This is a genomic window from Paenibacillus cymbidii (assembly GCF_004764705.1).
Lineage (GTDB): Bacteria > Bacillota > Bacilli > Paenibacillales > NBRC-103111 > Paenibacillus_AN > Paenibacillus_AN cymbidii.
The window spans coordinates 105,931-125,512 of the sequence record NZ_SHLX01000004.1 but is presented as its reverse complement, the minus strand read 5'-3'; the positions used below and the strand labels follow the sequence as shown (position 1 = coordinate 125,512).

Here is a 19,582-nt window from a genome sequence, read left to right as displayed (position 1 = left end):
TGCTAGCGCCGGAATCGTTCGAAGGGAATGGAAAATCGGATAGTGTTCATGGAAAAAACGACAATCGGGTTCACCAATCCGTTCTATTTCGGCTCCCGTCAAGATGCAGGCGAAACGGTCTTGCCGGCAGTCCGGCGGCGCTCTGCAAATTGGCTTGCGGAAAGTTGGCCCAAGCGTAACGTACCGCAGCCGGTTGCTTGACCCGCTCGCTTCGAACGACGACGGAATCGCCGCACAACGACGCTTCCGCAGGAACGAACTGCAGCGACGCATCGGCGATTTCGAATCCGCACAGCTCGTCCCCATCCGCCTGAAGTCCATTGTCGGCATGCTCGAAACGAACAATTGCCGCTTCGTTCTCCATGCGCAGCTCCCGGCAAACCGGCGCCGTTCCTTTCGTGTCTCGCCCGTACACCGTCTCAAGCGCCAGATGCGCAAGCCGCTGTCCGACCGGTTTCTTGTCGATCGGATGAATATCGTCTCTCACGCCGCAATCCAGCGCAACAACCATGCCGGCATTTGCGACCTCGTCCGCCACTTTTGCCTGGGACTCGCGAAGCAGCGGCCACTCCGTTCCCGATTCGTTTCCTTGCATGCCGTAAGCCGGCAGCTGAACGAACAGAAACGGCAGACATGCATCGTTCCACAACGAACGCCAATTGCCGATCAGCCCTTTCAGCAGCTTCTCGTATGTTATCGGCCGGTTCGCATCGCTCTCGCCCTGGTAGAACAGGAAACCGCGGAGCGCGTAAGGCACCGCTTTCAGCAGCATTGTGCCGTACAAGCCGTACGGCCGCTGGAACGTACGCGGACTGAAAGGGGTCGGCGACGGGTATGAGCCAAGAGCCGCGCCGGTCAACCCCGCTTCCAGCTTGCGCACGTAGTCGGCGACTTTTGCCTGATGGATCGCATCTTCGATCCGGAATGCGGCTTCATCGAACCGAAGCACCTTTTCGCGAAACTCGTCGATATAAACTTGCAATTCCGGGTCCGACGCGAGAACATTTTCGGACACCCAGCACGAAGCCGAAGTGCCGCCCCAATTGCAGCCGATGATCCCGATCGGTACCGCCAGCTCCTCATACAGCCGTCTGGCGAAGTAATATGCCACCGCCGAAAAATGTTTTGCCTGCTTCGGCTCGCACACTTTCCAGCTTTCGCTGCCGCGCGTTTCCCCGCCTTCGCAGGCAATCTTCGGCATGTCATAATAACGGATGCCGGGCATGTCCGCTTGCGCCAATGCCGCTTCCGCATCGGCCGACCGCCACAGCGGCCATTCCATATTGGATTGCCCGCCGGCGAGCCATACATCGCCGAACCACACGTCGCGGTAAACAACGGCTTCGCCCGCCGCCTCCATTGTTCTGTTCCGCCTCCCCCCGCTCCTTCTTGTCCCGAATGCGCGCAGCATTCGCGTGATGAGCGTATCATCCCCCCGTCTGTCCGCCCATGGAAAAATCGATCCTGTGCATGCAAGAAACTACAATCGCAAGTCAGACGAACAAGGAGCAGTCGCCGCGGCGATCTGCTCCCTGTTATGACGCTATCGCTATTTCTCCCAAAGCTCGACCAATCGTCCGTCAGGATCTTCAATCCAAACAAACTTGCCGTATTCGCCGCTCTCTTGTTTTTTGGCAAGCGGTACGCCCAATTGTTCCAGATGCTGAATCGTCTCGTCCAGATTATGTACTTGAAAATTTAACATCACTTGCTGTGCGGTTGGAAAATAATTGTCATCCTTAGCAAAAAAAGAAAAGATCGTCTCATTGCCCGATTCGGGTTTTATTACCGTTCCATTCCAATCTCCGATTTCAATCTGCAATACTTCCCGATACCATTTTTTCACAACTTCAAGGTTTTTCGTTCTCCAGAATACTCCTCCAAACCCTTTGATCATCCTTTCATCTCCTGCCTGTCGACTATTTGTGAACGTGGTTTCCGGGTTACTCGTTCGGATAGAGCTTGTTCAGTGATTGCAACTGAATCGGCTTGATTTCAATTTCGCTGCGGATCGCTTTGGCCATCGCTTCCGCTTCGGCAATCGTCCGGGCCAACCCGAGCGCGATCAGAGTGCCGGCAGCAACGGCACCGGTCCGCCCCCGGCCCCCATTGCAATGAAACGCTACTCGCTTGTCTTCCCTGTACGCCTGCGTGATTGCCTCGATAGCCAGCCGGAATCCTTCCTCTTGCGTGATGCCGGATTGATCGGCCAACGGGATTTGAATCCATTCCGCATTCGCATCCGGGTAAGCGCATGCCGCTGCATCTCCGCGCAGATCGACGATGACGTCGATTTCCTCGTTTTGCACCATGGCTTCCACATCGGCGGCAGCACCCATATAGATTCGATCCGGAATCAACGCGTGATAGTTTTTTGCGGACGACATGATTGATCTGCTCCATCCTTCGGTGAATTTGATATCCATTATAATGCAAGCCTGGCGGGAAACCAATGCAGGACCCGCCTTTGTGTTTAGAATGGTTAAGGCGTGGTGGATTGGGATTGCCAGGCCGTCATCATCGCGTGCGCTTTTTGCGGATCGTTCGTCAGTGCCTTCCGGTATTCCAGCATCATGTTCAGCGTTTGCAGCATCTGATCGTATTCTTCCTTCTTCCGTTCGATTTCGCTCATCTTGTTGCGGATCCATTCGATGATTTGCTCATGGGTGCGCGTCCCGGTGTCGTGATCCTGCAAAACTTCCTTCAACTCTGCAATCGAACAACCGATGCCCTGAAACTTCTTGACAAGTTTCAGCCGTTCGATCGCTTCCTCGGAATATGCCCGATAGTTGTTTTCCTCTCGCCGCACATGCCGGCTGTCCAACAACCCTTCCTTTTCGTAAAAACGGATCGTGTGGGGCGTCAACCCCGCCTTTTCAGCCAGTTCCTGAATTTTCATCAACCTTTCTCTCCTTCGGGACTATCCTTAGAGTTTACTTTATAGTTTATACTCCCATTATCAAGTCATCAACCATTTTACGAGGAGAGATTGCCAATGCGAGTTTTCGTGACAGGAGCGACAGGTTATGTCGGTTCCGCCGTCGTTCGCGAGTTGATCGGCGCCGGACATCAAGTCGTTGGTCTGGCCCGTACGGACCATGGCGCGGCGCTGCTGAAGGAGGCCGGGGCCGAGGCGCTGCGCGGAGTGCTGGACGACCTTGACACCCTCGGCCATGGCGCCGCAACTGCGGACGGGGTCATTCATTTGGCGTTTACACCCGATTTTTCGCAATTTGCCGAAGCGCTGCAAACCGACCTGCGTGTCGTCGAAACGATTGGGGCTGCTTTGGAAGGGACGGGCAAACCGTTTGCCATTACCGCGCACTTTAACGGCGAGGCGTCGAACAACGCGGCCATCGCACTGGCCGAGCGCGGAGTGCGGTCAGCGGTTGTATCGTTATCTCCGTCCGTTCACGGCGAAGGAGACAAGGCGTTCGTGCCGCGATTGATCCGCCTCGCCCGCGCCAAAGGCGTTTCCGCCTATGTGGGTGACGGGTCCAATCGATGGCCGGCCGTGCATCGGCTTGACGCCGCGCGCCTCTACCGCCTCGCGCTGGAGAAAGCGCCGGCCGGATCCTGGTTGTTTGGCCGCGCCGAAGAAGGGGTGCCGTTCCGAGACATCGCCGGCGTCATCGCCCGGCATCTGGACGTGCCGCTGGTCGGTCTTTCGCGCGAAGAAGCGGACGCCCACTTCGGTTTGGACGTCCCCATTGCGGGGCTCGATATTCCGAGCCTGATGCCAGGGTCGGGGACACATACGCAGGAATTGCTGGACTGGCGCCCTGCGCAGCCCGGTCTGATCGCGGACCTGGAGCAAGGCCATTATTTTAAAGATTAATGGTGTTAATGATAGGCGGTGGCGCACGGTGCTTCATGGGCGTCCGTGCGCCAAACCTCCGCTAAAACAATCCGTGCCTTTTCAGGAGCCGCCGCAACTTAAGTCGTGTGAACTTCGGACAACTTTTTAATGGGAATGTACAGGTCTACTTTTGCCTTGCCTGCAAGATCAGTGGCGGGGTTGTTCATGCAAAACTCGAGGGCATGTCGATCATCCGGTTCATAATCACTGTTGGGCAACCATTGACCGTAAATGCTTTGATAAGCAATGGCGAACTTATCGATCGTATCATAAAACTTGTATAAGGCATACAGACCACCCGGCAACGTTTTGAATGCTATGCCAGTATCGGCTTTTGGGGAAAAATTCGCAGGAAGCGTTACGCAAGCATCATATCTGCAAATGTTTTCGTCGGTTACATTTGGGTCGTCCAACGAGATTCCTATGAAATATTGCGTCGGTGGAAATAAATTGTTTTTCTCAGCCCATATGCCAAGTGTTGCCCAGGCTTGATGCGTTTCCAAATAACTCCCCGTATGTCTTACGAATGCGACCTCGTAATCGGGAAGTTCTTTTAGCTCAATGTTCATTTCCCACACTCTCCTTAGAAAATTATTTTTGTTGGTATTGATACCAACATCATATTTTATAGAAGGTGGGATATCTTCAGGATTATTGCCGGACAATAGCTGGTTATTGCTATGTTCTTGCATTTCCTTCCTCATCTTGCTTGGAGTCGTTTGATATAGCCTTTTGAAAGAAGCATTGAAATTGGAGATCGAACTGAACCCGCAGAGCGTTGAGATTTCAAGTATCGTTTTATTGGTAGTTTTAAGGTAATTCACCGAGTGATACAAACGCCTTTCCGTTAAATAGGTCATCGGACTTTTATTTAAAATCGCCAAGAAAACTCTGGAAAAATGAAACTTGGAAAAATGAGAAATGCCTGCCAACATCCCGAGATTTAATTGTTGATCGATGTTTTTTTCGATAAAATCAAGAACCGTCTGCATACGGTCTCTGTAATCATTATTCACTTGGGTTACCTCAATTCCGTCGTGATGAGTAAACAAACCATCATCGTTATTGTACAACAACTCTATTGTGCGAGCGTAATAGGCCATGTTTTATTGCCTATTTGGCTAAAAGCGGCCATCCTCTCCAAAATACCCAGTGAAATCACTGGCTATTTCGGCTAAATGGTCTGATTTGGGGGTCAGGCGGAGCAAATAAGCCATGTTTTCACTGGTTATTTCCGACGAAGCAGGACAAATCGAGCGAATAAGCCATTTTTCATTGGCTATTTTCGTTATCCGCAAAAAAAAAAAGGCCATCCAGCAAAGGAAGGCCCTGACTTAATCATGATTTACAATACTGCCTATAACGTTCCGTTCCAATCGACACGATACCGGTACCGATCGAACTGTTCGGCGATCGTACGCAACGTATCGTCGTTCAGCGCAGCGTCTTCGTTCGCAGCTCCGGTCTCCGCCGCCCCTCCGCCTGCCGCGGCTTGCGCCTCCAGCGCCGCTGCGATGACGCCGCCAATCACCGGCTCGAACAGCGGCAGCCGAATGTCCGCGTCCGGCTCCCGCTCGCGGATCGCGGCGCAGAAGCTGTCGAACATCATACGCCCGCTTTTCCATACGCTTCCTGCGAGCGAAATCGTTTCGCCTTTCATTTCCGGCTCCCGGTTCATCAACGCAAGCATTTGCGCGGCCATTTCCGTTCCGGCGTCGCGCAGGATGCCTGCGGCTGCCGCGTCGCCTTCCTTGGCGGCTTGCGCCACCAATTTGGCTACCGACGAAATGATGCTGCGGGGAGAAGAGTTTGCATACAGGATCGGAACGATGTCCCACAGCGCCGCCAGTCCAAAATGCTCCTGAATCAGCCCGGTAACGGCGGTTGCCGGACCACGTCCCTCCACCTGTCGGATCGCCGCGGCAATGCCCCTTTGCCCGACATAATAGCCGCTGCCTTCATCGCCGATCCAGCTGCCCCAGCCGCCTGCTGCGCGCCTCAGCCCGCGGTCCAGGGCGAACAAGGTCGCCCCGGTTCCAGCCAGTGCCACGAAGCCGCGCTGTTTCTGCGCGCCGGCGAGAAGGCAGGCCTCCCCTTCGCTCAGCCGTTCTACTCGACGAACCGTGCAAGTTTCCTTGATGATGCCCGTAAGCACATCGGTCGAAACGAGCGCCGTAATGTACACGGTATCCAATGTAGCGCCGGAATAACCTTGCAAGCAGCTGTCCAGACATTGACGGATCGAAACGGCAATCGTGCCGGCCGATTCGAAATTTTCGTTCGCCCCGCCGCCGGCGCCTGTGCCGAGCAAACGATACTCGTCATCGAACAGAACCGCCCACGTTTTGGTACCGCCGCTGTCGATGCCAAGTCGAAGCCCCATCGATCATCCCTCCTTCCTCTGTGCTCCTGCTTGCCATTATCGCTCTGCCCCGCTATTGTTGTTCCGCTGCCTTCTGCCGCTGCCGCTGCAAATATTCATTTTCCGCCTCTAACGGGCTTGATCCGCCTTCATATCTTGCAAAATGGCTGAAATGAATCCCTTGGCGCAGCTCCTCGATCGGTTTGGAAAGCTGCCGCCCTTCGCTGATTTCCGTGATGCCGCATGCGATCACATCGTCGCGGAACCGGTCGATCCGTTCGGCGCGGCCCGGCGTATCGAGCGGCATGACCGCAAGCTTCGCGTAGCGGATCGAAAGCCGCGAAGCGCGCAGGCGCTGCAGCGTCGCTTCATCGTCGGCAAGCGCTTCAGCCTGGTCGTAGCAGCGGTCGGCCAACTCGATGATGTCCGGCGTCAAATAATCGTTGTCCACGCGGTCATAGATGCTGGCATGATGGCAAAGATTCCCGCTCTCGTCCCGTTCCATGACTTTGCCGGCAAGCGCGTCGATAAACCGGCGCAGATGGAACCCGCCTCTTCCGTAATAACCGGCGAGGAACTCGTCGATCAGCAAGTTGACATCCGCCTCGGGATTCCACAGCAGCTTGGCGATGACGTAATGGCGCAGCTCGGCAAACTCGCCGCCGCCTCCTGGAGCGTTGTCGCCTTGCTCGAACAAGCCTTTTACATTGTTGCGAACGAACATCCGCATATTCGGCTGCAGCACGTGCAGATTCGGAAACGGCATCAAATAGTTCGAAAAATTAGTGACGTAATCCCACACGTACAGCCGGTTGCAGATGCGACCCCATTCCGCCAAATCCTCCACGAACGTCGCTCCGGTGCCGGGATCTTGCTTCAGCAGCATTTTTTCGCCGCACTGTTCAAGCGGGTGGGAGAAGCAGCACTCGATGCTGCACAGCCGCACGATCACGTTCGGCCGCGGGCGGACGAGCTTGGGCGCCTTGCGGGTATACTGATACGCGAGCGTGTCTACCGCAAGATGCGGGTAGTCTGTTTCCAGCGCTTCGGCGACCCGGTTTACGAACCGGATCAGGCTGCCGCTGTAATTGCCCTCCTCCGCGTCGACCGTGCTGCAGGCGGCGCATTGGCAAGGATTGCGGCTATCGTTCTGCGAGACCGACACGATGCGGGCGTCCGGATTCGCCGCGACCCATTCGCGGATGCGGCGAAGCGAAATATCGAGCACATCCGGGTGGGACAGGCACAGCTGCGCATGCTCGCGCAGACGGACGCCGTCCACCTCCGCATAATACTCCGGATGCTCGTCGAAATATTCCTCCGGCGGGACGAGCTGGTAGAACGAGTGTACGAACGGGCCGACATAACCGTTGTGGCCGCCGCGCTTCTCGTCCAGCGGGGGAAAATGGCCGTTGCACTTGTTGCGCGCCGCCCATTCCGGCTTCAGCGCATCGAAGGAATACGCTTCGCGGTATTCCAGCGCCGGCACTTGCCGATCGTCGATCGCTCCGATTTCGATGCGGCTGCGCCGGGGAATGCGGCTGACCGTCGAACTGAACCAGCGGCAGCCGAGATACGTCTCGAGGAACGTGTATACCCCGTACATCGTGCCGCGCTGTCGGCCGCCGGCAATGAGCAGCCCGGTTTCGCTCGTGCGGATGAGAAACCCTTCGTCCCCGAGCGTTTTCGCTTCGGCGAGCCATTCGGCTCCATCCGGCAGCCGCGTCCCGAAGCCGATCCGAATTTCGCGCGCCGCCTCCGCTTCTCCGTCGTCGCAGATCGGCAGCGTGGCACCGCTCATTTCGCCCAAAAACTTCTGCAATTCCTCCGCCGCATAAACTTCCGACGGCGAGGCGCCGCGGCTCACCACGATTCGCCAATCGGAACGGCCGTGATCGGCCAGGCAATGCAGCACCCGCTCCTGTTCCATTGTGCAATCCCCCTTCCCCTGCAGATCGGATTAGTAGCCCAACTCCTGGAAGCGGGCTTTGGCTTTCTCCACTAATTCTTCCCCGTTCGGCATGCTGACGCTGCGATAAACGGTCGGTTCGATGCCAAGCGCAAGCAGGTGCTCGATCACTTGGGCGATGAAGCACCAGCCGACGACAGCCGAGGTGAAGCCGGAAGTAGGCATGATTTTTTCGCCGAGGCCTTCCACCTCAAGGGCAGCGTCTCCCTTCATTGTATGAATGTCGAGGACATGCTCGCAAGCTTCATACAGTCGTTGGCCGCTTGGATGCTGCGAAGGCGTTTGCGACGTATAGTCCATCGCCGTCATTGCGATCGTGACGATGCCGCGTTTTTTTGCCTGAATGGCCATTTCCACCACCGATGCCGCCCGGCCGGATACGGAGCCGAGAAGGAGAATATCGCCGGCCTTTAGTCCGGATTCTTCGATGGTGCGCTCCGCCAGCAGGAGATCGCCGCCCGGCTCGCTCCCCGCTTCGACCGTCATAAACAGCTGGCGGATCAAGGCAAGGCCGCCGGAGCGCAGAAACAGCTCATGGCTCAGCAAATGGCCACGGTCGTGAATATAAACCGAACCGCCTTTTGCGATGGAATCCGCCGTTATTTTCGCCAGACGGTCAATCGTACCAAGCTCCTTATGTTCGATCGTATCGAGCAATTCACGGTATACGGACAACAGTCTGTGGGAGATCATGGTTGATCCAACCTTTCGTTTAGGGGTTGATTACATGTAATGGATATGGTTTTTATACTTCGCCAGCATGTCGCGATTAAAAGCGTCGGCTCCGTCCACATTGGCGGACATAAAGACGGGAGGGGTCACTCCCCGGTCCAGCAACAGCTGTATGGCTTGCGAGATGACGGCGTGCAGCATGGCGACGCCAATGACCGTCGATGACGGGGCGGTCCGCTCCTTGAGCCCTTCCATGTCGAGCATCGCATCGCCCGGGGGAGACATCATGTCCAGCACGTGGTCCGCCAATTCGAACAGCCTTTGCCCGCTTGCGTGGCGGCTGCGAACTTGCGACGAATAAATCGTCGACGTCAGCGCCACGACCTTTACGCCTTTCTCCCGCGCATGCAGGGCCAGTTCGACCGGCACGTCGTTGCGCCCGGACACCGAGGCGACGATCAGCACATCGTCTGCGCGAATCGGCGATTCGGACAAGACGGCTTCGGCAATGCCGGAGATCCGCTCGAAGCGGGTCGTCAGCGTAACCGGCGGCGTCCCCAGCATCATTCCCGGCAGAAACAGCGGATTCATCAGCATGAAACCGCCCGCACGGTAGAATACCTCCTGGGCGAATATGCTGGAGTGGCTGCAGCCCGTAATGTAAATCGTATTCCCGCGTTCCACGGCAGCGGCGAACAGTTCGGCAACTTCGTGCATCGCACCTCTCTGCTTATGCAGCACTTCGCTCATGAGCCGGCTGATAGCCTCAAAATAACGCGCAATCTGATCGGCGGACTTGGCGGAGCTTTGGTTTTGCAAAGACCAACTCACCCACTTTCGAAAATAGTCGTAACTAAAATTACTTTCGATATCTTTCAATATAACGAATATTCGAAAATATAGTCAAGATATTTTGCAGATAAAAGCGATGACGGTTGAAATTCGAAAGAAAAAACAGTATAGTGATCGTGCAGCAGACGGACGGTCCGGAACTATGAAAGGCAACCATTCAGACGCAAAAGGAGGAAGCAGCATACGATGCATGCAGCACAACGGCAGAAACGGATCGTGGAGTTGATAGCAGAACGCGGGGCGGCGGAAGTGTCCGAGCTCAGCAGCCTCTTTAAAGTATCTGAGGTCACCATTCGTTCCGATTTGCGCCTGCTTGAGCAGGAGGGCAGAATCAAGCGCACTTTTGGCGGAGCGCTGTTGAACGAATCGGCGAGTGTGCCCTTCCAGGATTTAAAAGATTTGCTCAGCGACAAGAAGACCGCGATCGCCAAAGCCGCTATGGAGCTGATCGAAGAAGGAGACAGCTTGTTCCTCGACGCCAGCTCGACCACGTGGCATTTGGCGCTGCAGCTCCGCGACAAAGCTGATTTGACCGTCATCAGCAACTCCATCCCGGTGTTCGAACAATTCAAACAGTATGCAGCCGGCACCCTGATCGGCATTCCCGGAACGCTGAACCCATATTCGCAATCGTTCGTCGGCCCGATGGCGGAGCAGACCGTGATGAGCCTGCAAGCCGGCAAAGCGTTCATCGCCCCCAAATCGATCGTACCCGAAGGGCTGCGCGACAACAACGTGCTGGATGCGACGCTGCGCAGGCGGATGATGGAGTCGGCGTCGGAAACGATCGTGCTGGCCGATCACAGCAAGTTTACCGGCAGCCGCAAGCTGTTCGGCATCGCCGAGCTGGACGCCGTCTCGACGATCGTAACCGACAAGCTGCCGGAAGAACCGTTCTTGCGCCTCATCCGGGACAAAAACATCAGGCTGATCGTCGCCGCGGAATGATCGCTCCTTTGCCAATCCGCCGATCCCCGCCAAAACGATGCTCATCCCGCTTCCGCTCCTTACTGCTTCGTCTGCTCCCGATATTTGCCGGGCGTCACGTTCTCCGTATGTTTGAAGGCGCGAATGAAGTTGCCGGCATTGCTGTAATGCAGCTTCTGCGCAATGTCGCCGATCGTCATATCCGTTTCCCGCAGCCAGCGCTTCGCGATGCCAAGCCGGACCTTGGCCAAATACTCGCCGAAATTAATCCCCATCTCCTGGCGAAACACGCGGCTGACATAAACGGGATGATAATTGAGTCGCTCGGCGCACGTTTCCAACGTAAGATTGGTTTCCGCCTCGCTTTCGATCATGGCGCAAATTTCTTTGGAGATGCGGTGATGCGCCTTGTCTTTTTGCTCGCCAATCAAGCGGACCAGCGGCACGATCAGCACCTGCATAAACCAGCTTTCGATTTCCGGAATCGTCTTGATTTCGAACAATCGTTCAAATAACGAAACCGTTCCGTCGTACGGCACAACGCCGCCGATTTCCTGGCTGAGCCGAAGCAGGTCGGTCAACAGCCGCGCCACGAAAATATGGTAATCGCGATGATCGGCCGCGTTCTTGTAAATTTCCTGCAAGAACCCGCTCAGCTTCCGCCGGATCTCGTCCTCGTTGCCCAGCTTGATGGCGTCGATCAGCTCATTTTCCAGCTGCATCGGAAAGATCAAGGGCAGCTCGCGGTCAGGCTGCACTTCGTCGAAGAACAGCAGCGATTCCTGCTCGTAACGAACCCGGTATTTTAAAGCTTCCAGCCCTTCCAGGTAAGCCGCGGGCATTTCCTTCAAGTCCGTATGCACCCGGCTCATTCCGATACTCACCGGCAACCGCAGAAACTGCCTTGCTTTCTTCTGGATTTCCATCGCCCGGTCAAAAGCGAGAAGGCGGATCGCCTGGGAATCGTCTTCCGCGCTGCCCATAATCAGCACCTGCGATTGATTGATAACAACCGTCTCGAAGCGCTCCCGGGGCGGGACGATTTCGCCGGCGATATTGCTGATCGCAAACATCAGCAGGTAGCGGTCATGCTCGTTGTAGCCGGAGCCTTCGAGCGTATCGATCTCCGATACAAGCACCACGTACTGCTTCAGATCCGTCGGATAGTTGTAGCTTCTCATCATCTCTTCGATTTCGTCGCGCCGCCATTCTCCCAGCAGCAGCTTGGTGACGAAAAACTGCTTCAGCTGATCGCTCATCCGCTGCCGCGAGTGCAGCAGCGACTTCAGTTTGCCGCTGATGACATCGATTTCGCTGCCGCTGTCCGAACCGGATACAAAATCGCGCAGCACCACGTACCAGCGTTGAATCGGCGAATAAATCACCCGCGAGCTGTAAAGCGAAACGAGGAACGTGAGGATCAAGATGCCCGTGCAAATATAAATCGTGTACCGGCCGATTTCTCTCGAGTCTTGCGAAATGTCGTCCAGCGAAATGACCGATAAATACAACCAGTTGTTATAGCTCGATCGGTAAGGAATGATTACCGACGGCTTGCCGTCCAGCTTGACGGAAACCGCCTTGTCGTTTTCCAGCTGGGCCGTTTGCGCCACAACGGATTCGATCGCGGCATGCAGCTGCTCGTCCGAGCTCGTTACCGCTACGAATCTTCGCTCCTCGTCCATAATGAACATTTCGCCGAATTCTTTGTTTTTGGCCAGGATCGCATTAAGATCGCCCAGCGAAATGTCGACAAGCAACAACGCAATCGGATTGGCGGCATGCAGCGGCAGCCGTTCGACCACCGTAATCGAATTATCGGAAAGATAGTAGCGGTTGAACTGTTGGCCTTCTTTCGTATAGCGGGAGAACAGCGCCGGATCCGTATAATAGGTGAAGCTGTTGAAACGGCGGCCGCTGCTGATGAGCCAGTTTTTCTGCAGATTGACAAGCACGACATCCGTGATGCCAAGCTCGTAGGATTGCATGAAGGAGATTTCCTCCTGAATTTGCCACACCGCCTGGAAGTCGTATTGGGTGACCGCCTTGTTCAGCGTCTGGGCAACCACAGTGGAATACATCAATTGGTTCATCATCTTGTCGACAAGACTCAATTCCTTCTCCGTTCGCAGATGAATCTGGGCCAGAATCAAATCGTTGCCGCGGATCACTTTTTCTTTAATCGAATTGGCGGAAATGACATAGGAAAGAATCCCCAGCGTAATAACCGGAATGGCGCCGAGCAGCATACTGATCGCCAAGAGCTTGGTGAAGTATCGAGACACCCAAATCTTCATGCGTTTTCCCCCGCCGGCCCGGATGAAGACAACAAGCCACACCGCTTTGAAGACGATGGGGGCTGTCTCCCGGCAGATGGTTCCGCCGAAGAGAAAGCCCCGACATCGCTTGCTCGTTGATCCGTTCGCTCGCTATTTCTTGGCCGACTGATAGGCGGCGTTGATTTCCTCGATATACTTGGCGCCCCCGGTGCTCTTCCACTGCTCGACCGCTTTTTTCCAACCTGCTTCGTCCAGCTCGCCAAGTATATATTTGCTTTGGGCATCGTTAACGATCTGATCCAGCGTCTTGCCAAGCGTGGTGTACGTCGCCGATTTATAAGGCGCCGCCGGATTGAACACGGCAAACTTCTCGTTGTCCTTGCGGACTTCAATCATTCTGGCGTACTGCGGGTCGTCCGATTTGAGCGGCGGCAGCAAGTCGGTCAATATATTCAGGTTGTAGATACCCGGACCTGCGCCCGTCGACTTGGTAAAGCCGTCCTGATCCTTCCACACGATCTGGCCGCCGTCCAACGTATAGTGGACCCCTTCGATGCCGAAGTTGAGCAGGAGCTGGGCTTCCTTGCTGCCCAGTTTGTCGATGAAGCTCAATACCTGGCGCAGCTGTTCCTCGGTCTTCACGTTCTTCTTCGGAATCATCAGCATCAAGTTGAACCCGGCTTCGCCTCGCGTCTTGATGCCGGCCGGGCCGGTAAACTCGTTGATCATGATCACTTGCGCCTTCGGATCGTTCTTCTGCACGGACTTCTCCCGGGTGGCGTCAGACACCTGATAATAAATGCCCGCTTTGCCGCCGTAGAAAATTTCATTCTTCTTGTTCGAATCGACCAGCAGGAAGTCCTGGTTGACGCCATGCTCGTCATACAGTTTCTTAAAGGCTTTAAGCGTTTCCGTATATTGCGGCGTCAGCACGGCCGGGACGAGCTTGCCGCCGTCCTCCGCCCATTCGTTCGGTCCGCCGAGCCAGGTCAAATAAGCTTTCAGATCCGAACCGCCGTTATCCATCACCCAGCCGGTCGTATCGACTTTGCCGTTTTTGTCCGGGTCGCCGGTGCCGAAGGCGATCGCCGTGCTCAGCAGCTCCTGCGGAGTCGACGGCGCTTTCAGCCCCATATTGTCAAGCCAGTCCTTGCGGATAAAAATCGTGCTTCTCGCTTTATCCCGGGCGCGGTAGATCCCGTACGTTTTTCCTTTATACGAAGCGTTGTTCAGCACGCCGGGATCGAGACGTTTCAAGTTCGGGTAGTCTTTGAGATAAGGCGTTAATTCCCAGAAAACGCCCGCATCGATCGCGTTGGCGACTGCCGGTTGATTGAGATCGGCCACAATGACCGTCGGCAAATCACCTGCCGCGAGGGAAGCGGTCAGCTTGTCGTTGTATGCCGCGTTCGGCACCCAGTTGATGTCCAGCTTCGCGTTCGTTGTTTCCATCAGCTTCTTCATGACGTCGCTGTCGGCTGCCGGCGCATTGGGCGAAGTATACATCGCCATCATCGAGATGTTTACCGGTTCGGCCGGTTTGGCGCTTGGCGCTGTCGACGCCGCGGACGCGGCCGGAGCCGAAGGCGCCGTCGACGTCCCCCCGCTTCCGCTTTTGGTTCCTTCGCTGCAAGCCGCCAGCAGTGCGGTGCTGACCGTAAGGACGAGCAAAACCTTCCTCTTCTGTCCCGTAACCGTTTGCATGTTTGCCGATACCCTCTTTCATCCCATAGTATATCGGAAATGATGACGTGCTGCACTCCCGGAGGAAATCGCATCTTCATCCTTTCACCGAGCCGAGCATAATGCCTTTGGTAAAATACCGCTGCAAAAAAGGATAGACCAGCAGGATCGGCAGCGTCGCCACCACGATAACGGCCGAACGGATGATATTCGAAGGCGGAATGTACGCGAACTCGTCGTCGCCGATGCCGGCGGTGCTGACCGTAACGATCTGCCGCAGCAGCACCTGGATCGGCCACTTGGCCTGATTGTTCATATACAGGATCGCCGACATGAACGTGTTCCAATGTCCTACCGCGTAGAACAGCGCGATAGTGGCAATGGCCGGCAGCGACAACGGCAGGATGATGCGGAACAAAATGACCGGCTCGTTCGCGCCATCGATTTTCGCCGATTCCTCCACTTCCTCCGGCAGGGCCTGAAAGAAATTTTTCAGGATGATCAGAATGAACGGGCTGACCAGCCCGGTAAGCCATAACGACCAGTAGGAATTCAGCAGCCCCAGCGCTTTCACCAGCAGGAAATTCGGAATCAGGCCGCCGGAGAACAGCATTGTGAACACGATCATCAGCATCACGGGATTGCGGCCTTTCAAATATTTCCGCGACAGCGGATAAGCGATCAGCGACGTGACGATGACATTTAGCCCGGTACCGACCACCGTAATCAGAATCGTTGTCAGCAGACTGCGCGGCACCGTGTTCGAGGAAAAAATAAACTGAAATCCCTCCATACTGAACCGCGTCGGGATGAGCAGAAACGGGTGATCCGCCAGCTGCGACGAAGCCGCGATCGATGTCGCAAACACGTGCAGTATCGGGATGAAACAAATCAGCGCATAAAGCAGCAGCAGCGTGTAATTGATCCCGTCGAACAGCACGCTTCCCGGTCGCTTGCGGGCGGCGATGGGCGACAGCTCTCGCTTCTTTGCTGTTGTTGGTTTCGTCTGTTCCATCACCAGATGCCCTCTTCTCCGAACTTTTTGGCCAGCCGATTGGCGAGATAGACCATGACCAGACCCGCTACCGATTTGAACAAGCCGACGGTTGCGCTGTAGCTGAATTGGCCGCCCCGGACCCCCATGTTATAGACGTACGTATCGAATACGTCCGCCACGCTTCGATTCATCGCATTCGCCATCAGGAACACGTGGTCGAAGCTCAGCTCCATGATGTCCCCCACTTTAAGGATAAGCAGAATGACAACGACGCTGCGGATGCCGGGCAACGTAATGTGCCAGATTTGGCGCAGCCTGCCGGCCCCGTCGATTTCCGCCGCCTCGTACAGGCTCGGGTCTACGCCGGCGATTGCGGCAAGGTAAATAATCGTTCCCCAGCCCGCGTCATGCCAGATGGACTGGATCGTATACAGCGGGCGGAACCACGAGGCGTCGAGCATAAAGTTGATTTTGCTGCCGCCGAGCGAGACGAGCACATTGTTGATGATCCCGCCTTCGGTCGTCAGCATGAGATAGGAAAGCGAAACCACCACGACCCAGGAAAGAAAATGCGGCAAATATATCACCGTCTGGATGAACCGCTTCACCAGCTGCTTCCGGACTTCATTGAGCATAAGCGCCAGAATGATCGGAATCGGAAAGGCAAATACGAAGCCGTACACAAACAACATCAACGTATTGCGCAGCAGGACAAGAAACGTATCTTCCGTAAACAGCCGGTGAAAATGCTTCCACCCGACCCAATGGCTGCCCGAAAACCCGAGGAACGGCTGATAATCCTGAAGGGCGATCACGTTCCCGAGCATGGGCAAATAACGAAACACAAGAAAATACAAAATACCGGGAACCATCATCACATACAGCCATCGATGCTTGCCCAACTCCATACGCACTGCCTGCAACACCACCTGGTCGATTGATTGCACGTTTGTAAGCTCACCATAATCGGAACCGCGATTATCCGTCTATTCTCTTTGTTGAACCAGCTTGCAAACCGCACCGCCGCGGACTCGATTATCATTCGTTAGCGTGATTGTCATTGGTTAGGATTGTGTGTAGAGCCGCCTTCTCCGTCCCGCCATTACAGGCGAAGGCCGTGCAAATCCAGACGGTACACCTGCCGCCGGCCTTCATGCGTCGAATCGAAGGAGATCGCCGTGCCTTCCCGGTTCCAGCGCGGATGCAGATCGCAGCGAATATCGCCCGCAAGCTCCGGCAGCGAATAATACGAGGCGAGCTTCAGGCCCCGCCCGGTTGACTGATTGTAGAGGTACAAATGTCGGTAGGAAGCGTTGTCGGGATAACTGTCGTATAACATGTACCGCCGGTCCGGCGAATAACTGCAATGACCGTCCTCGCGAAAAAACGACTTGTCGATCGTTTCGACCTCGCGCGTTTGGTCCTTCCACTCATAAAGCTGCGCTCCCTCCGGATGCGTTTCCGCTTCGCCGGCATGAATCGCCAGCCGCTCGCGATCCCGCCAATGATAATGCGATGCATACCCGTAGTCGGCAAGCAGGAAAAGCTCGGAGCCGTCGGTATTTGCCGTCAGGACGGCCGTTTTCCATATGCCACCCTCCCGGGGAAAACAACGCAGCAGAAAAACAAGCCGCGACCCATCCGTGTTGAAGGTGATGTGGTTGATTAACAGCTTCCGGTCCTCGCCTTGAAAATATCCCTGCGTAAACTCCCACAAGCGCTGCAGCGAAATCGTCAGCCGACTGGCTCCCGACGACAGGTCGATCAGATGGATGCCGTCGTCATGCGGGTGGGGAATGTGTGCGTTGCGGTCCGCTTCGCCGGCATAACCGTAGCCTGGGCGGAAATCGTACATCCGGGGAAAATCGATGCTCACGGCATAACGGCCGGTCGGGTCGACATTGGCTACCGGTCGTTCCAAGCGATGCGACTTGCCGGTGGTTAGATTCAGCACAACCCCTTCGTAGTCGCTGCCGTTCCGCGAGTTATAAATGACCGTATCCTCCGGGGATGCGGGATGCCATTGCAGCATGCTGCCTTGCTGGAAGTTCCATGCTGTCGTTTCCGCGAACGCGTTGAAGCGGTTGTCCTGCAAATCGATGTAACCGAGCTCGGCCCGGTCGTTCGCACGCGGCAGCCGGTCGCAAAACGCCACCCGGTGGCACAGATGGTGCCGGTCGCTTCCGCTCCAGGCGGGCGTATCGTAATAGCCGAAAAAATAATGGTCGTCTTCTGCCGTCAGCCGTTCCGCTTTCAACAGCTCGTCTTTTATCCGATCCATTGTTCGCTCCCTCCCGCTTCCATCGATGTGTGGTTATAGACGACATTCGCCGAATTAGCGAAACAGACGGCATGGCGCCGCTGTTCGGCCGCCTCCGCGCATTCGTCAATATGAACATGGTCGAGCCGCACATTGTTTGCATACGCAATCGTCATATAGGCGGGTTTGCGCATAAATTCCATATCCCGCTGGTCTTTCAGCGTTCGTTTGCCCGTAATCGGCTTGCTGCGATCGCCGAACGGCATATAGCCTGTAATACGCATCGTTACCTGCTGAAAGGATATGTTGTCGAGCAAGCTGTCCGGCGCTCCCTGCACCACAATCGCGCTGCGAGTGCGGATAAACAGATCGCGGAATACGATGTCTCGCACTTGCCCCAGCGCGGAGTCGGCATGCCGCTTCTCGATGTCGATGAACAGCGGCAGCACCGGCTTGACCTCGTACAGATCATCCGCCGATTCGATCGTGATCCCGCTCATCCGCACCCTCTCTACGGTGGCACCGTCTTTGACGAGGATGCCGATCCCGATCGAGGAATTACGAATGGTACACTGGCTCACATGAATGTCGCTGAACCTCCCGTACGACTCCGTTCCCAGCTTAATCGCCGTATTCGGCGTCTCGAGCACACAATTCGTTACGAAAATAGGGCCGCACTCCTGTGGCGTTGTGTTTTTGATCGGGATGCAATCGTCTCCTGTCGACAGGAGGCAATCCGTAATAAACACATGGCGGCAGCCGTCGGGCACGATGCCGTCCGTATTCAGGTGATAGCGGTAATTCCGGATCGTAATGCGGTTGATGTACACCGTGTCGCAATGCTTCAAATGGACGGTCCAGAACGAACTGTCGCGAATGCGAATATCCTCCAACGTGACGGAGCGGCAATTGTCGAAGTGGCAGGTGCAGACCCGCAGTTCGGGCGGCTGCGGTACTCCCCACCAGGAGCCGAACGTTTCCGTGCCGAACCCGCGAATCGTTCCTTTGCCCGTAATGCCGAACGATTCGGCGTTCGCCGCACGAAACATAATCCGGCTCCCATATTCGCCCGACCAGTCTTCCCTGTAATCGGCGCGGCGAGTCGAAGCCCAAAGCGTGGCGCCTGTTTCCAGATGCAGCATCACCCCGCTTTTCAGTTCGATGCTTCCGATCGAATAATCACCGGCGGGAACGATAACCGTCCCACCGCCCGTGCGGTGACATTCGTCAATCGCCGCCTGAAACGCCGGGCCATCCGGCACGCTCCGGTCGCCGACAGCGCCAAAAGCTTTTACATCCCACATGTCCGACCACGATCCTTTCCAGATGCGAAGGGTTCCGCAACGGATGTATCATAGCGGATGGGCCGATTATCCGTATATAATCATTGCTTAACCTTATTAAGATCCGCCGGCCGATCGCGGCAAACGTTGATCGTGCTTGGAAATGGAGGTCAATTCAAGTTGGAGTTTGCATGTATCGAGTTTGAAGTGTTATTCCGGAGAAGACATTTCGGTTAGGTCTGAGTCAAGGGGATAGCGGACAGAAGGAGGGGTGTATAAGGAAGCAGATGCGTGGGCAGGGGCGGCACTATGTGTGTGACAGGAGTGTTTCTCCGGTTGTGGGCGAAATAGGCCATAAAAAATGGCCTATTGGCTTCATTTCAGCCGTCTCATTAAAAATAACCAGCGAAAACACTGGTTATTTCGACCAAACAGTCTC

Annotated in this window: 17 protein-coding genes; 2 read left to right on the top strand and 15 right to left on the bottom strand. The window is 55.5% G+C overall.

Annotation, left to right across the window (positions count from 1 at the left end):
• Positions 1 to 70: 70 nt before the first annotated feature.
• The 4 genes from EXY20_RS07560 to EXY20_RS07545 form a co-directional block, all read right to left on the bottom strand.
• Complete coding sequence (locus EXY20_RS07560) at positions 71 to 1,360, bottom strand: sialate O-acetylesterase (RefSeq protein ID WP_167859056.1); 1,290 nt, start codon at positions 1,358 to 1,360, stop codon at positions 71 to 73.
• Between the two features lie 189 nt (positions 1,361 to 1,549).
• Positions 1,550 to 1,897: a VOC family protein gene (locus EXY20_RS07555; protein WP_135549316.1), complete on the bottom strand. Its 348-nt coding sequence runs from the start codon at positions 1,895 to 1,897 to the stop codon at positions 1,550 to 1,552.
• 46 nt (positions 1,898 to 1,943) lie between these two features.
• Positions 1,944 to 2,387 carry a protein-tyrosine phosphatase family protein gene (locus EXY20_RS07550; protein ID WP_135549314.1) on the bottom strand — a complete coding sequence of 148 codons (444 nt, stop codon included), beginning with the start codon at positions 2,385 to 2,387 and terminating at the stop codon, positions 1,944 to 1,946.
• Positions 2,388 to 2,482: 95 nt separating this feature from the next.
• Positions 2,483 to 2,899: a MerR family transcriptional regulator gene (locus EXY20_RS07545; protein WP_135549312.1), complete on the bottom strand. Its 417-nt coding sequence runs from the start codon at positions 2,897 to 2,899 to the stop codon at positions 2,483 to 2,485.
• Positions 2,900 to 2,995: 96 nt separating this feature from the next.
• Here EXY20_RS07545 and EXY20_RS07540 point away from each other — a divergent pair, with 96 nt between their 5' ends.
• A complete protein-coding gene (locus EXY20_RS07540) occupies positions 2,996 to 3,838 on the top strand; it encodes an SDR family oxidoreductase (protein WP_135549310.1) in 843 nt (280 codons plus the stop codon).
• A gap of 98 nt (positions 3,839 to 3,936) precedes the next feature.
• Here EXY20_RS07540 and EXY20_RS07535 read toward each other — a convergent pair whose 3' ends face one another.
• The 5 genes from EXY20_RS07535 to EXY20_RS07515 form a co-directional block, all read right to left on the bottom strand.
• Positions 3,937 to 4,962 carry an AraC family transcriptional regulator gene (locus tag EXY20_RS07535; protein WP_235885406.1) on the bottom strand — a complete coding sequence of 342 codons (1,026 nt, stop codon included), beginning with the start codon at positions 4,960 to 4,962 and terminating at the stop codon, positions 3,937 to 3,939.
• 254 nt (positions 4,963 to 5,216) lie between these two features.
• Entirely contained in the window at positions 5,217 to 6,242 is a 1,026-nt protein-coding gene (locus EXY20_RS07530) for a BadF/BadG/BcrA/BcrD ATPase family protein (RefSeq protein WP_135549308.1), read from the bottom strand.
• A gap of 52 nt (positions 6,243 to 6,294) precedes the next feature.
• Positions 6,295 to 8,151 (bottom strand): DUF4838 domain-containing protein, encoded by a 1,857-nt coding sequence (locus tag EXY20_RS07525; protein WP_135549306.1) that lies wholly within the window; start codon positions 8,149 to 8,151, stop codon positions 6,295 to 6,297.
• A gap of 30 nt (positions 8,152 to 8,181) precedes the next feature.
• Complete coding sequence (locus EXY20_RS07520; protein ID WP_135549304.1) at positions 8,182 to 8,883, bottom strand: sugar isomerase domain-containing protein; 702 nt, start codon at positions 8,881 to 8,883, stop codon at positions 8,182 to 8,184.
• Positions 8,884 to 8,913: 30 nt separating this feature from the next.
• A complete protein-coding gene (locus tag EXY20_RS07515; protein ID WP_135549302.1) occupies positions 8,914 to 9,681 on the bottom strand; it encodes a sugar isomerase domain-containing protein in 768 nt (255 codons plus the stop codon).
• Positions 9,682 to 9,900: 219 nt separating this feature from the next.
• Here EXY20_RS07515 and EXY20_RS07510 point away from each other — a divergent pair, with 219 nt between their 5' ends.
• Positions 9,901 to 10,662: a DeoR/GlpR family DNA-binding transcription regulator gene (locus EXY20_RS07510; RefSeq protein WP_135549300.1), complete on the top strand. Its 762-nt coding sequence runs from the start codon at positions 9,901 to 9,903 to the stop codon at positions 10,660 to 10,662.
• Positions 10,663 to 10,721: 59 nt separating this feature from the next.
• On the opposite strand, the gene EXY20_RS07505 is transcribed toward EXY20_RS07510, so the two are convergent.
• The 6 genes from EXY20_RS07505 to EXY20_RS07480 all read right to left on the bottom strand — a co-directional run bounded on the left by EXY20_RS07505 (position 10,722) and on the right by EXY20_RS07480 (position 19,164).
• The gene (locus tag EXY20_RS07505; protein ID WP_135549298.1) at positions 10,722 to 12,938 is read right to left on the bottom strand and encodes a helix-turn-helix domain-containing protein; all 2,217 of its coding nucleotides are present in this window, start codon (positions 12,936 to 12,938) and stop codon (positions 10,722 to 10,724) included.
• Positions 12,939 to 13,070: 132 nt separating this feature from the next.
• Complete coding sequence (locus tag EXY20_RS07500; RefSeq protein ID WP_135549296.1) at positions 13,071 to 14,624, bottom strand: extracellular solute-binding protein; 1,554 nt, start codon at positions 14,622 to 14,624, stop codon at positions 13,071 to 13,073.
• Between the two features lie 76 nt (positions 14,625 to 14,700).
• The gene (locus tag EXY20_RS07495; RefSeq protein WP_135549294.1) at positions 14,701 to 15,618 is read right to left on the bottom strand and encodes a carbohydrate ABC transporter permease; all 918 of its coding nucleotides are present in this window, start codon (positions 15,616 to 15,618) and stop codon (positions 14,701 to 14,703) included.
• Positions 15,618 to 16,508, bottom strand: a complete 891-nt coding sequence (locus EXY20_RS07490; protein WP_135549764.1) for an ABC transporter permease — start codon at positions 16,506 to 16,508, stop codon at positions 15,618 to 15,620. The genes EXY20_RS07495 and EXY20_RS07490 overlap by 1 nt, the downstream gene beginning before the upstream one ends.
• A gap of 194 nt (positions 16,509 to 16,702) precedes the next feature.
• Positions 16,703 to 17,881: a TolB-like translocation protein gene (locus tag EXY20_RS07485; RefSeq protein ID WP_135549292.1), complete on the bottom strand. Its 1,179-nt coding sequence runs from the start codon at positions 17,879 to 17,881 to the stop codon at positions 16,703 to 16,705.
• Positions 17,869 to 19,164 carry a glycoside hydrolase family 28 protein gene (locus EXY20_RS07480; RefSeq protein ID WP_135549290.1) on the bottom strand — a complete coding sequence of 432 codons (1,296 nt, stop codon included), beginning with the start codon at positions 19,162 to 19,164 and terminating at the stop codon, positions 17,869 to 17,871. Before EXY20_RS07480 ends, EXY20_RS07485 begins: the two co-directional genes overlap by 13 nt.
• Positions 19,165 to 19,582 lie beyond the last annotated feature (418 nt).